The organism is Capnocytophaga sputigena, assembly GCF_900446695.1.
Lineage (GTDB): Bacteria > Bacteroidota > Bacteroidia > Flavobacteriales > Flavobacteriaceae > Capnocytophaga > Capnocytophaga sputigena.
Genome location: NZ_UAVP01000003.1, coordinates 143,527 through 157,246, shown reverse-complemented (window position 1 = coordinate 157,246; position 13,720 = coordinate 143,527). Strand labels below are relative to the sequence as shown.

Annotated in this window: 14 protein-coding genes; all 14 read left to right on the top strand. The window is 34.1% G+C overall.

Annotation, left to right across the window (positions count from 1 at the left end; translation table 11 throughout):
- The 14 genes from DR017_RS00885 (at window position 1) to DR017_RS00820 (ending at window position 13,692) form a co-directional block, all read left to right on the top strand.
- The gene (locus DR017_RS00885) at window positions 1-564 is read left to right on the top strand and encodes a DUF1697 domain-containing protein (protein ID WP_002679090.1); all 564 of its coding nucleotides are present in this window, start codon (window positions 1-3) and stop codon (window positions 562-564) included.
- A complete protein-coding gene (locus DR017_RS00880; protein WP_002679204.1) occupies window positions 561-896 on the top strand; it encodes a hypothetical protein in 336 nt (111 codons plus the stop codon). Before DR017_RS00885 ends, DR017_RS00880 begins: the two co-directional genes overlap by 4 nt.
- Window positions 897-914: 18 nt before the next feature.
- Window positions 915-1,643, top strand: coding sequence for a class I SAM-dependent methyltransferase (locus DR017_RS00875; RefSeq protein ID WP_002679031.1), 729 nt, complete (start codon window positions 915-917; stop codon window positions 1,641-1,643).
- Window positions 1,640-2,083 (top strand): hypothetical protein, encoded by a 444-nt coding sequence (locus DR017_RS00870; protein WP_002678940.1) that lies wholly within the window; start codon window positions 1,640-1,642, stop codon window positions 2,081-2,083. The genes DR017_RS00875 and DR017_RS00870 overlap by 4 nt, the downstream gene beginning before the upstream one ends.
- Window positions 2,084-3,016 (top strand): leucine-rich repeat domain-containing protein, encoded by a 933-nt coding sequence (locus tag DR017_RS00865; protein ID WP_002679157.1) that lies wholly within the window; start codon window positions 2,084-2,086, stop codon window positions 3,014-3,016.
- On the top strand, window positions 3,013-3,561 hold the full coding sequence (locus DR017_RS00860; protein ID WP_002679053.1) for a hypothetical protein: 549 nt from the start codon (window positions 3,013-3,015) through the stop codon (window positions 3,559-3,561). Before DR017_RS00865 ends, DR017_RS00860 begins: the two co-directional genes overlap by 4 nt.
- A gap of 122 nt (window positions 3,562-3,683) precedes the next feature.
- The gene (rpsF, locus tag DR017_RS00855; protein ID WP_002679068.1) at window positions 3,684-4,025 is read left to right on the top strand and encodes a 30S ribosomal protein S6; all 342 of its coding nucleotides are present in this window, start codon (window positions 3,684-3,686) and stop codon (window positions 4,023-4,025) included.
- Window positions 4,026-4,029: 4 nt separating this feature from the next.
- The gene (gene rpsR / locus DR017_RS00850; protein ID WP_002671374.1) at window positions 4,030-4,308 is read left to right on the top strand and encodes a 30S ribosomal protein S18; all 279 of its coding nucleotides are present in this window, start codon (window positions 4,030-4,032) and stop codon (window positions 4,306-4,308) included.
- Between the two features lie 18 nt (window positions 4,309-4,326).
- Window positions 4,327-4,854 (top strand): 50S ribosomal protein L9, encoded by a 528-nt coding sequence (rplI, locus tag DR017_RS00845; protein WP_002679071.1) that lies wholly within the window; start codon window positions 4,327-4,329, stop codon window positions 4,852-4,854.
- Window positions 4,855-5,009: 155 nt separating this feature from the next.
- Complete coding sequence (locus tag DR017_RS00840) at window positions 5,010-7,760, top strand: hypothetical protein (RefSeq protein ID WP_002679025.1); 2,751 nt, start codon at window positions 5,010-5,012, stop codon at window positions 7,758-7,760.
- A 21-nt stretch (window positions 7,761-7,781) separates the two neighbouring features.
- Window positions 7,782-8,348 carry an NfeD family protein gene (locus tag DR017_RS00835; RefSeq protein WP_002679085.1) on the top strand — a complete coding sequence of 189 codons (567 nt, stop codon included), beginning with the start codon at window positions 7,782-7,784 and terminating at the stop codon, window positions 8,346-8,348.
- Window positions 8,349-8,402: 54 nt separating this feature from the next.
- Entirely contained in the window at window positions 8,403-11,081 is a 2,679-nt protein-coding gene (locus DR017_RS00830) for an AsmA family protein (protein WP_002678924.1), read from the top strand.
- Between the two features lie 23 nt (window positions 11,082-11,104).
- On the top strand, window positions 11,105-11,851 hold the full coding sequence (gene gpmA, locus DR017_RS00825) for a 2,3-diphosphoglycerate-dependent phosphoglycerate mutase (protein ID WP_002679206.1): 747 nt from the start codon (window positions 11,105-11,107) through the stop codon (window positions 11,849-11,851).
- Between the two features lie 449 nt (window positions 11,852-12,300).
- Entirely contained in the window at window positions 12,301-13,692 is a 1,392-nt protein-coding gene (locus tag DR017_RS00820; protein WP_002678986.1) for a type III PLP-dependent enzyme domain-containing protein, read from the top strand.
- The last annotated feature ends 28 nt before the right edge of the window (window positions 13,693-13,720 follow it).

The following is a 13,720-nucleotide window of genomic DNA, read 5'->3' as shown; positions in this document are numbered from 1 at the left end:
ATGAAAACAAAAGACAAAAAACCTTATATAGCTTTATTGCGAGGAGTAATGCCTACGGGGAAAAACAGAATCCCCAAAATGGCAGAGCTACAAGAATTACTCTCCTCAGAATTTGAAGGGGTACGCACTTATATCCAAAGCGGAAATATAGTGTTCTTATCTGACAAAATACGTGATGAAATAGCCCCCAAAGTCTCCCAATTAATAAAAGAACATATAGGTCCTGACTTACCAACTGTTGTAGCAACTCGTAAGGAAGTACAGGAAATGCTTGATATGAATCCTTTTATAGGAGAAAATTATGATATAGCTCGGGTATTTTTTACGCTCACAAATAGTGTTTTAGCACCTGATTTAGTAGAAAAGTTGAAGAAAGAAACTTTTGATGGAGAAGAATTGGCTATAGTGGGTGATAAAATATATCTATATCTTCCTAAGGATGCTTCAAGGTCTAAATTGAATAACAATTATGTGGAAAAGAGACTTAAAATAGTAGCTACAACGCGTAATTTTAATACTTTGAGCAAACTTATTACAATGGTTGATGAACTTACTAAAGAATGAAAACAGCAAAACAACTCATAGAAGACGAACTTCACAAAACAATTCATCAGCTTAAAGAAGTTTCTCTTTTGCAAGAGGAGAAACAAGCACTTGTAAGCTATAAAAAGGAGTTGGAGCAATTATTGTTTCTCAAAAAACTTTCGGATACTTATCATTTAGAACCTAAAGAGATAGAGCATATTGTTGTATTGCCTCCGCCTCGTACAGATTTTGCTAATTTTCGTATTGTAGATGATGCTGAAACAGAAGAAAAACAATGGTGGGAGGAGTTAAAGATAGAAAATGAACCTCTTTGGCTTTGTGAAGGAGATATTTTGATTAAGAAAAGATAATTTAAAAATATAAATACAATGAAGGATATATCCCAAATATTAAAAGCTGATATAAAAATAGAAGATGGTATTTTTTGCTGTATGAATGACCATTTTGTCAGTGGAGATAATCAAAAATATATGAAAATGTATGATTGGATGTCTTTCTTTTATGATTTTGGAGAAAAATGGATAGGAAAACTCAAGTATGGAAATGGCATTGACCGCCTGCGTACGGAATTGATGAGCCGCTTGGAATGGAAGAATGCTATTTCGGTACTTTATGTTTCCATAGGTACAGGGGCAGACTTGCGTTATCTACCGCAAGGGATTGATCTGAAAACAATAGACCTTGTAGGAGCTGATATTTCTATGGGAATGCTCAAAAGATGTAAGAAACAGTGGCAAAAGAAAACAAACCTTACTCTTGTGCAATGTCCCGCTGAAGAGTTACCTTTTGCTGATAATATGTTTGATATTGTTTTTCACAACGGTGGTATCAATTTTTTCAACGATAAAGCTCTTGCTATGAGCGAAATGCTCCGAGTTGCCAAACCAGGAAGCAAGTTGCTTATCGCCGATGAGACAGCCGACTTTGTGGAGACCCAATACAAGAAAAGCGTCTTTTCTAAATCCTATTTTGAAGGCAAAACGGTTGATTTGAACGCCATAGAACAATGTATCCCAACGTCAGTGGTTGAAAAGAAAACAGAATTATTCTGGAATAACAAGTTTTATGGAATCACTTTTAGAAAAATAACTAAATGAATGTCTTACAAAAACGATTAGCACAAATAGGAACTGAGCCTCACGAAAATGGCTTGTGTGACGGAATAGTATATGAAGATACAGAAGACCGATATTATTGGATTTATAACCACTATTCTTATTGCGAATGGCTCAAGCACTATATGATGCACTATGCAGGGCTTAGCAGGGAAGAAGCTACTGAGAAATTAGCTCAAAATAGTCTTTTTGCAACCCCACCTAAAGATATTGAGGCTTTGTTTTGTATTACACACGAGCTTACCTATCACAACGCAATGGAGATAGCCAAAGGAGATATGTATTGGAAGGATGGAACGCCCTCTGATACTAATGGTTTTCAGGAAGAACACGACGTTTGGTACAGACAAACCAAAGAAAAATATCACTTGAACGAAGAATACGAGATACTTAGTTTTGAAGAAATATTAAAATTAAACTAAATGAGTTACATTACCTTTAAAAGCAAGCTCATAGAGCAGAAAGTAAAGCAATATCTGAAAAAGAAACACGCTGACCTTCTTGTAAAAGAGGGGAGGAGGGTGTTAGTCAAAGAAGAAGGAGCGCCTTTGATTACCAAAATGCTCATTCATAACGATGATTTGCACTCGGAGGACTTAGCCGACTTGCAAATGTTTCCTAATATAAAGGAATTAGAGTTGCTATCGGAGAATATTACTGATTTAGAATCCTTACCACCCTTGGAGAAGCTACAAAAACTCTATTTGAATGTCAAGGCAACAGATTATACGCCTCTTGCCAAGTATAAAAAACTGAAAAAAGTAGAGGTTTATGACAGTGGAGTGAGCGATATAACTCCTTTTTGCGAACTATCCAAGCTAAAAGAATTAAAACTATCGTGCAATAAACTCATTTCTTTCGAGGGCATACAACGATTACAAAACCTTACCGAACTTTGGTTGGATAGAAACCAAATCACCGATATATCCCCTTTAACGTGGTTGTCCAATCTTGAATATTTGCAATTAGATAGGAACCAAATTAGCGATTTATCTCCATTGAAAGCCCTCAAGAAGCTCAATACTTTATATTTGTATCACAATGAAGTAAAAGACCTTTCTCCTTTGAAGCATTTATCTTTAGAGGAATTGAACTTAGAGCAAAACAAGATAGAAGACCTTAGCGATTTGGTAGGTATAGAAACACTTAGAAACCTAAAGATATGTTTTAATCCTATAAAAGATGCTTCTCCTTTGCTAAAAATGCCTTATTTAGAGTTTGTTTGTACAGATGCTGAGGATATATACTTACCTTTAGAACGTTACCTCGGTAAAATTGTAGTAAGAGAAGTATTTGGAGGGCAATACCCTAATTTTCAAGAAGCAGATACCTATATATTTAGTAAAAAAGAATGAAAAAAATATCCTTATTAGCCTCTTTGTTAGCCTTATTCTCTTGCAAAAAAATGCCAGAAGAGCGAAAAGCTACCGAAGCCTTTCCCTTGCAATCCTTATTTACTTATGAGTATTGTGGAGAAAAGGATGGTTTTCAGTATTTCTTATTGGGGAATAGTTGGGAGCGTAAAGTGTTCAAAATAAAAAGCTCAGAAATATACATTGATCCTCAATATGCTTTCCACGCTGATCCCTCTTTTGAGCCTAAAATACCTATTACCCCCGTTGAACAAGAAAAGGTTTTTGCCGAAATTCCTATGAATGGACAAAAGCTCTATTTGTATAAGGGAGATATCGTACTGCGTTATTTCCTTAGCTGTTCTGATGTGCACAAACAAAAGACGAATCGCTCTACCTACCTATATGATGAAATAAGCCAGCAGGAAGCTGAGGCACACCAAGAAGAACGTGCCTACTATATAGGTTATTACAAAGGTGAAAAACTAACTCGTTACCAAAAAATATATAGGGGAGAGATGTTAATAGAGAAAGAAATAGAATATTAATATATTTATTATCAGTTAATTAATTTGATTTATTGCAAAAAAAATGTATTTTATTTTGTTACTTCAAATAAATATACTACTTTTGCGCCCTGAATTAAAAATCATTTAATCATTTTATTTTTATGAATCAATACGAAACTGTTTTCATTTTGAATCCCGTTTTATCTGAAACTCAGATAAAGGAAGCAGTAGAAAAGTTTGAAAATTTTCTTACTTCAAGGGGTGCAGAATTTGTAGCAAAAGAGAATTGGGGCTTGAAAAAATTAGCTTACCCAATCCAAAACAAAAAAAGCGGATTTTATCACCTCTTTGAATTTAAAGTAGCTGGTGAAGTAATCGACGCTTTCGAATTGGAATTCCGTCGTGACGAACGTGTTATGCGTTACCTCACTGTGAAATTAGACAAGCACGCCATCGAGTGGGCTGAAAAAAGAAGAGCTAAGTTAAACACTAAAAAAGCGTAAGAAAATGGCAGTAGAACAAAAAAAAGGAGATATCAAATACCTCACTCCACTAAACATCGACACTTCTAAACAAAAGAAATATTGTCGCTTTAAAAAATCAGGTATTAAATACATTGATTACAAAGATGCTGACTTCCTCTTGAAGTTTGTGAACGAACAAGGTAAATTGCTACCTCGTCGCCTTACTGGTACTTCATTGAAGTTCCAACGCAAAGTGGCTACCGCCGTAAAAAGAGCTCGCCACTTGGCTTTAATGCCTTATGTAGCCGATTTATTAAAATAATAACAAGGAGTAGAAACTATGGAAATTATACTTAAACAAGACGTACATAATTTAGGTTTTAAAGACGATGTCGTTACTGTAAAGAATGGCTATGGTCGTAATTACCTCATTCCGCAAGGATTCGCAATTTTAGCTACTCCCTCAGCAAAAAAGGTATTAGCTGAAAACTTAAAACAAAAAGCTTATAAAGAGCAACACATCATTGAAGAAGCTAAGAAAACTGCTAAAGCTCTAGCTAACTTAGCAGTGAAAATTGTAGCCAAAGTAGGTGCTGGTGATAAACTCTTTGGTTCTGTTAATCACGCTGATGTTGCTCAAGAATTAGCTAAAGCTGGTCACAATATCGATAAAAAATTTATCTCTATCGCAGGTAACACTATCAAACGTACAGGTAAATACAACGCTGCTATCCGTTTACACCGTGAAGTAATCGTTGATTTCCCATTCGAAATTGTAGCAGAAGTAGCCAAAGTTGAAGCTAAACCTACTGAAAAAGTAGAAGAACCTAAAGTAGAAGTGTCTGCTGAGCAATCTACTGAAAACTAATAAATTATAAGTAGTAAATAGTTCATATCAATTATAATTTTTGATACCTATTAAAGAAGTGAAATCTTTAATAGGTATTTTTTTTACAAATATATTTTTTTTTCTCAAAAATAATATCTACTTTTGCCTCGTTTTTTAGCAAGTTTCTTATTACAATGGAATCAAAAATTAATACAGTCGGCCTAACTATATGGGGCTACAAGCAAGGTTGTAAAGTTTTAGCTTCTCAAGGAGTTAATTTTCAACTTAAAGAAATAAAGGACAGATTAAAGGACCTTAGTGCTTTTATTCGTATCCATATTCCTCGTGTAGATTTTTACACACTTCAATTTACGCAAAATTATAAAATATACACCCAATATCGCTCTTCTCGTGAGGTGAATGGTCAAACAGGAGTGTATATAGCTATTTCTTTGTATATTCCTCATTCTTTGCAATGGCGTGGAGTTCGGCAAGTACTCAACTTGTTGATGGATATGTACTTTGCAGAACATATAAACTACGAAAATGGGGCGCCATTGCTTAATGAAAAAGAAGATATCTTCCCTTATTTCAATCTCCTACGAGGTTATGAAAAACAACTTACTGAAGAGCTAGATGCAAAACCTTGCACTTTAGAAATGCCCTATGCACCTAAGGTTTTTTCTTACAGAGATATTTATGAAGTAGATAAATACTTCAATACACCATATCGTCCTGAGTTTAGCAACCTTCAGGATATCTTATTCTTGCGAAATGAATTCGTCGAAAATCCTTTTGCTTATAGTATAGAGCTTCTTTTCCCCGAATATAGAACTCTCTCAAATACAGCTGCAAGTACAGCAAGTAATAGCGGAACATCTCACTTTACTATCTCTGATAAAAGAATAAAAGTTTTAGCTTTTATGAGAAATGGTAGAGATGTAAGTTCTACTTATAGAAGTGAGATTTTTTCAGATGATGATACTATAGAATTACTCCTTGAAAAATCTAAGTATCACCAAATGTTCTCTTATAATGATACTATTAAAAAAGCAATTAAAAAAGGTTATATCAAACGTACTGATAATAGTTATAGTTTAGAGTATGTCCCTTTTGTAGAAAAAGAAACAAAACTCTATGTCGAAACTCCTCAGTATGATTTTCAAAAATATATTACTTTCTTAACTTTAGAAAGTGGTAGCTTCAAAATTAAACCTCATAGTGATAGCAAAGGCTTTTATTTCCTTTTTAAAGGTGAAGAGGCTCAAAAGATATTCAATATCAGTTATAATGGAATTGTTTTTAGAAGTAATTATGTAGTAGATGAAAAAGTCCCTCTATCTATTCCTTTTGAACAATATCATTTTACAGTTGTTTCCAATAAAATAGTATCTGTAGCTCTGAAAATCAATGGGATTTTATTTAGCAACTCCTTGCGTAGTGACTCTCCTATAGAGATAGTTCTTCCTGAACACTTGTATCACTTTGAGTTTGAGAATCAAGATACAAAGAGGGTGATAAGTATTTCTAAAAGTGGTGAGATAAACTATGAAATTGAGGGTAATGTACACAATCCTCAAATGCTTGCTTCTGAAAGCCCTCAAGCAAAAAATCAACTTGCTGTAGTGAATAATAATAGCTTGGCTATTATTGGAGATGACAAGAATAAGCCTGTACACAAATCTCGCTTCTTCTGGCTAAAAATAGCATCTATTGTAGTATTTGTTTTGGCATTAGTAGGTATAGGTTATTGGTTTATATTTCCTATGCTCAAAGATCCTACCAAGGCTTACATTGCTTTTAATTCTGAAAGCAAAATTGAAGATATTCATTTCTTAACAAATATAGATGAACGTACTTATGAGATTGACAGTGCTTGTATCCGCTTAAAAAAAGGATTACCTGAAACTGAAACTAAACTGGTAATTACTTTTGCTGAAGAAGGAAAAGATACTGTTGTTTTTAATAGAGAACAACTATCTAAATTGGCGACAATGGTACAACAAGGTAATAAAGATACTCTTAAAATTGATATAGTATCTCCTGCTCGTTTCTTTCTTGCTGAAGTGCAAAATTGGAAAAATACTCACGCCGATCCTAAAGGAGCTCTTTTCTTAGCTGAAGCAAAAAAACGAAACTATCTTACTGAGAAATTACGTCCTGAGTTTGAAAAAGCAGTATGGGAGAATTTCTTGAAAGATTTTGATTATTCAGCTTATAATAGTGAACAAGTAGATAGTCTTTTGCGTCCTTATTTAAGAGGAGGGGCTTCCGAATTAAAATCCTATCAAAAAGATTTGGAACAAATTATTTCTCAAACTAAAAGTCGCGAGAATCAGGAAGATAATATAGTAGAAGTAGCAACCCCTATGCCTGTTGATACTCCTGCACCTATAAGAGAATCTAAACCTGTTGCAACAACACCTAAAAGCAACCCTAAACCTAAGAAGAATATTCCTACTTCTCATCCTATTGAGACTACTACAGTTATAGTAGAGGGAGGAGATTCTAAAACAGTAGTGAGACGTACTAGAACAGGGGCAAGACCTCACGCTACTAATGTAAGCCTCACAGAGGAGTTTATTGCTGATTTAAAACGTTTCAACTCTCCTTCTTGCTCTGAAGAAGTGGTGGATAAAGTAAAAATTAATGCAAAACGTCTAAGTAATAGTGATTGGGAAGTTGTATCTTACGATTTTAATCAAAACAAAAATGAAATTGAGGAACGTGTGAGACAATATGTAGCATTCTTTACTGCCGTAAAAACAGGAGGTTCCATAGAAAATCTTAAACCGCCCTATTTTGGAGGACAATCAAATATAATCTATTTTCTTAAGAGAGGGGATAATTTTAAAATTGTAAAAGGAAAAACAAATCTCAAAACTTTTACTGATATTCGTCAGGCAATTATCAATACAGGTGTAGAACCTAAATCAATACGATAATAACCATAAAAACTATATACTATGTTAGAAGTTTTCAATAACTTTGATACTCTTTTAAAAGGATTTTGGATGGTAGCAATCCCTAGTTCTGTGATTTTTATTATCCAAATGATACTTACATTTATAGGAAGTGACGCCTCCGATGGTACTTCCGCCGATTTCGATGGTGATCTCAACGGAGGCGACACACCTTTCCAGCTTTTCTCTTTTCGTAATTTGATGAACTTCTTGTTAGGATTTAGCTGGACTGGTATTTCATTTTATAAAATTATTAACAATCAACTCCTACTCATAACTTTAGCTATTGTAGTAGGAGTTTTGTTTGTATACTTATTTTTCCTTATTATCAGAGCTCTAATGAGACTTTCAGAAGACAATACTTTCAAACTCTCAGAAACTATAGGAAAAACGGCTGAAGTTTATATTCCTATACCTGAATATAAACAGGGGAGGGGTAAAGTAACCATTAGTGTACGCGGAACTATACACGAATTAGACGCTATGACCACTGGTGAGCGGCTTCCTTCTAACACCATCGTGAAAATAATTTCTATAGACGATGCCGTTTTATTTGTAGAACGATTGTAACAATTCAAAATTATTTCGTACCTTTGCCCTCTATAAAATATAATTGTAAACACAATGAAAATAGCTAAAAAAATATTTAAGTGGGGAGGTATTACACTTTTGCTCCTCATCATTGCAATGATTGCTATTCCTTTTTTCTTTAAAGATACTATTAAAGAAAAGGTGATTGAGATGGCAAATAAGAATTTAAAAGCAAATCTTGCTTTGCAAGATGTAGATATCAGTCTATTTAAAAACTTTCCTAAAGCTCAAGTAACCCTAAATGATTTTGTATTAGTAAATAAAGAACCCTTTGTAGGTGATACTCTTTTTGCTGCTAAACATATTGATGTAACTTTGAGTATAAAAGATTTATTAGCGGGTAACTACAATTTGTTAGGTGCTAATGTGAAAGATGCTTCTGTATACATACACCTTAATAAAGAAGGAGTTGGTAACTTTGATATCGCCATCCCTTCCGATAAACCTGAAGAAGAATCTGCTCCTATCAAACTCGATATTCAACAATATAACGTTGAAAATTTAAAATTTACTTTTAAAATGGATGACGGTAACCTCTTTATGGAAGTAGCCGACATCTATCATAGCGGAAAAGGTAACTTTGCTGAAGAAGTGTTGGATTTAGATACACAAACTAAAGCCAACGTAACTTTTGCAATGGATAAAAGTACTTTTATGAAACAAGTACCTATTACACTTCAAGCTATTTTAGGTATTGACCTAAAAAATCAAAAGTACACTTTCAAACAAAATAAAGCTACTGTAAACCGCTTAGATTTGGTGTTTGATGGATTTATTCAGCTATTAGAAGAAGGACAACGTTACGATCTTACTTTTAGCACTCCTACTAATTCATTTCAAAACTTCTTAGCTCTTATTCCTGAAGAGTACTCCAAAAGTATTGAAAATGTAAAAACTACAGGTAATCTCACTCTCAAAGGTTTTGCAAAAGGAGATATGGTAGGTGATAAAATTCCTACTTTCGGACTTGAAATGTATGCAGACAATGCTTCTTTTAAATATCCGAACCTGCCTAAAACGGTGCGTGACATCACTATCGACCTAAAAGTAAACAACACTACGGGTATTACCAACGATACCAAAGTAAATCTCAATAAATTTACAATGAGTATCGACCAAGATCACTTCTCAGCTCGTGCCAATGTGAGTAATATAGTAGTAAATCCATTTGTTGATTTAGCAGTAAAAGGTACTATCAATTTAGCTAATTTATCTCAAGCTTATCCAATTTCGTTAGATAAGAAGTTCTCAGGTATTCTTCGTGCTGATATCGCTACACAGCTGGATATGAAATCAGTAGAAACTAAAAACTATCAAAATATTAAAGCACAAGGTAATTTATCCCTTTCTCAATTTGTATATGCAGGCGAAGAGTTTGTGAAGCCTTTTCATATTGATAATTTGAATGTAGCATTTAGTCCTTCACACATTGGGCTATCTCAATTCGATGCCCGTACAGGTGAAACCGATTTGCATCTTACTGGAACAATTGATAATCTATACGGATTTGCTTTTAGAAAAGAAATTCTCAAAGGAAACTTCAATCTTTCTTCTAATAAATTGGTAGTAAACGATTTTATGCAACCTGCTACTGCCGAAACAACAACTCCTAAAAAAGAAACTAAAGAAGCTCCCAAAACAACTACTAAGGCTACTGATCAAGCAGCTATAAAAGTACCTGCTTTCTTGGATTGTACTCTTGCAGCTAAAGCTAATACAGTGTTATACGACAATTTGAAGTTGAGTAATGTATCAGGAAAACTGATAATAAAAGATGAAAAAGTAGCTTTAGAAAACCTAAAATCAGATATTTTTGGAGGTAACATAGCCCTCTCAGGTGATGTCTCTACCAAAGAGAAAACACCTACTTTTGATGTAGATTTAAACCTCAATCGTGTCAATATTCCCGAAGCGTTCTCTCAAATCACGATGTTAGAAAAAATTGCGCCTATTGCTAAAGTAGTACAAGGTAAAGTAAATACTGTTATCAATGTGAAAGGTTCTTTGAAAAACGATTTAACTCCTGAAATCAATAGTGTCTCAGGTGATTTATTTGCAGCTCTCATCGACTCTAAGATTGATAGTCACGGTTCAGCCTTACTTTCAGCCTTAGATAGCCAATTTACAGGATTGAATTTAAATAATCTTAACCTCAAAGATGTGAAAGCAGCAGTTGATTTTGAGGATGGAAAAGTAAAAATAAAACCTTTTACTATTAAATATAAAGATGTAGCTATAGAGGTAGCGGGGTCTCATGGATTCGACCAACAGATGAATTACAAACTCACTTTCAATGTTCCCCCTCAAATGTTAGGTAAAGAAGCCGAAGGTTTGTTATCAAAACTCACTCCTGAAAATCAGAAAAAAATAACCAACTTACCTGTAGTTGCAACCGTTGGAGGAACTTTTAAAAAACCTCAAGTAAGCACTGATGCCAAAACCGTAGTAAAAGATTTAGCTACTCAAATAGCTAAAAACCAAATTAATAATCTTACTGCTAAAGGTACTGATGCACTACAACAAGCGTTAGGAAGTAAAACCAGTTCAGGTACAGCAGGCGAAATAACCAAAACTGTTGGTGGACTGATGAAAAATAGAGACAGCACAATGACTAAAGTGAAAGAAAAAGCTAAAGAGGAGGCTAAAAAAGAAGCTAAAAAACAATTAGGTAACTTCCTTAAAGGCTTAGGCGGAAAAAATGAAGGCGAATAAAAATAAAATTAATTGAATTATATATGTATAAAGTAGTACTTTTACGCCACGGACAAAGTGAATGGAACAAGCTCAACCTATTCACAGGGTGGCAAGATGTAGATTTAACTGAGCAAGGAGTACAAGAAGCTCGCGAAGCAGGACGTGTAATGAAAGAAGAAGGTTTCAAATTCGATGTTGCCTACACATCTGTACTTAAAAGAGCTATCAAAACTTTGAACAATGCTTTAGAAGCAATGGGTGACCTTTGGGTACCTACTCACAAAAGCTGGAGACTCAATGAAAAAAGTTATGGAGCACTACAAGGTTTAAACAAAGCTGAAACAGCTGCTAAATATGGTGAAGACCAAGTGCTTTTATGGCGTCGCTCTTATGATGTACGTCCTCCATTTATTGAAGAATCCGATGAACGTCACCCATCACACGACCGTCGCTATGCTGCCCTTACTAAAGAAGAAAAAACAGCTGGTGAAAGTTTGAAAGATTGCTATGATCGTATGTTGCCTATATGGTTCAATGAAATAGCTCCTGATATTAAAGCTGGTAAAAGTGTAATCATTGCAGCTCACGGTAATAGTTTGCGCTCATTAGTTCAATACCTCGACGGACTTTCTGAGGATGAAATCCTTAAACTCAACATCCCTACAGGGGTGCCTTTGGTGTATGAACTCGATGCTAACTTAAAACCTATCAAGCACTATTACTTAGGTGACCAAGAAGCAATTGCTGCTGCTATTAATAGCGTTGCAAATCAAGGAAAATCAAAATAGTATTTGTTTTTATAAAAAATACCTCCAAGAAATTTTATCCTTTCTGGAGGTATTTTTGTACTCTATAAAATGAGTATATTCCACAACTTGAACCTTAAAAATATTTAGATTAATGTTCTAGACAATAAAATATTCCTCACTTTTTTCTATTCAATGTGTTTGTAATTCAAAAATAATAATTATTTTTGCACTCGAATAGTAATATACTATTTCTGAAGTATAAGATAATTTAATTACTAAAACCTTTGGTCGCTGAAAATGAACATTTTATTTTTAAGTTATTTTCACTCTGCACGCACTCATTCTCTACAAATTAAATTTAAGGCTAAAAGTCTTTCACCACTTCGTATTTGAATCAGGTGTAGTTAGGTAATAAATAGGTGACAAATTAAGGTTACCTCAAATGTTTTTTACTAAAAATCACTCATTATTTAATTTACACTGTACAAATGAAAAATAAATATATTGACCTAATTGACCAAACCTACTATTTTCCACAAGATGAATTTACTTTAGATGGCGATGAACTTCGCTTTCACAATATTGATTTGATGGAACTTGTACGCAAGTATGGAGCTCCCCTCAAATTTATGTATCTACCCAGAATATCCGAGAATATTCAACGTGCCAAAAAATGGTTTGAAAAAGCTATTAAAAAACACAAATATAAAGGGGCTTATAACTATTGTTATTGCACCAAAAGTTCTCATTTCAAACACGTAATGGTAGAAGCTTTGAAGAATGATATCCACATGGAAACCTCTTCAGCTTTTGATATCAATATTATCAACAACCTTATCAGCGAAGGATTGATTACCAAAGAGAACTATATTTTGTGTAATGGTTTCAAACGTGATGCTTATATTGATGGCATTGCCGATCTTATCAATCGTGGCTATCAAAATTGTATTCCAATTATTGATAACTATGAGGAAATCAATTTGTTTGAAGAAAAAATAGAAGGATCGTACAATATTGGTATTCGTATTGCCTCTGAAGAAGATCCTCGTTCAGAGTTTTACACTAGCCGTTTAGGAATTGGTTATAAAAATATTGTACCTTTCTACAATCGTGAAATTAAGGACAATCCAAAAGTGCGCCTCAAAATGTTGCACTTCTTTATCAATACAGGTATTAAAGATAATGCCTACTATTGGAATGAACTTTTGAAGTGTTTGCGTGTATATATCCAGCTCAAAAAAGTAGCTCCTGAACTTGATAGCCTTAATATAGGTGGTGGTTTTCCAATCAAAAGTTCATTAGCTTTTGAGTATGATTATGCCTATATGGTTGATGAGATTATCCGCCAGATAAAAATTACTTGCGATCAAGAAAAAGTACCTGTGCCTAATATCTTTACTGAATTTGGAAGTTTCACAGTGGGAGAAGCTGGAGGCGCTATCTACGAGATAATGTACCAAAAACAACAAAACGACCGTGAAAAATGGAATATGATTAATTCCTCTTTCATTACTACTTTGCCTGATTCTTGGGCTATTAATAAACGTTTTGTATTATTGCCTATCAACCGTTGGAATGATGAGTATGAACGCGTACTCCTTGGTGGGCTTACTTGTGATGGTGATGATTATTACAATAGCGAACAAAATATGAACGCTATCTATTTACCTAAATATAACAAAAATAAACCACTCTATATAGGTTTCTTCAATACAGGGGCATATCAGGATAGTATTGGTGGGGTAGGGGGATTGCAACACTGCCTCATTCCACAACCTAAAATAGTACTTATTGATAAAGATAAAAATGGTAACCTCACCTCTCGTCTCTTTATGGAACAGCAAAAAGCTGACGAAATGTTAAAAATCTTAGGTTACTAAAATTTAAGGTATAAACTTTGCTAAAGTC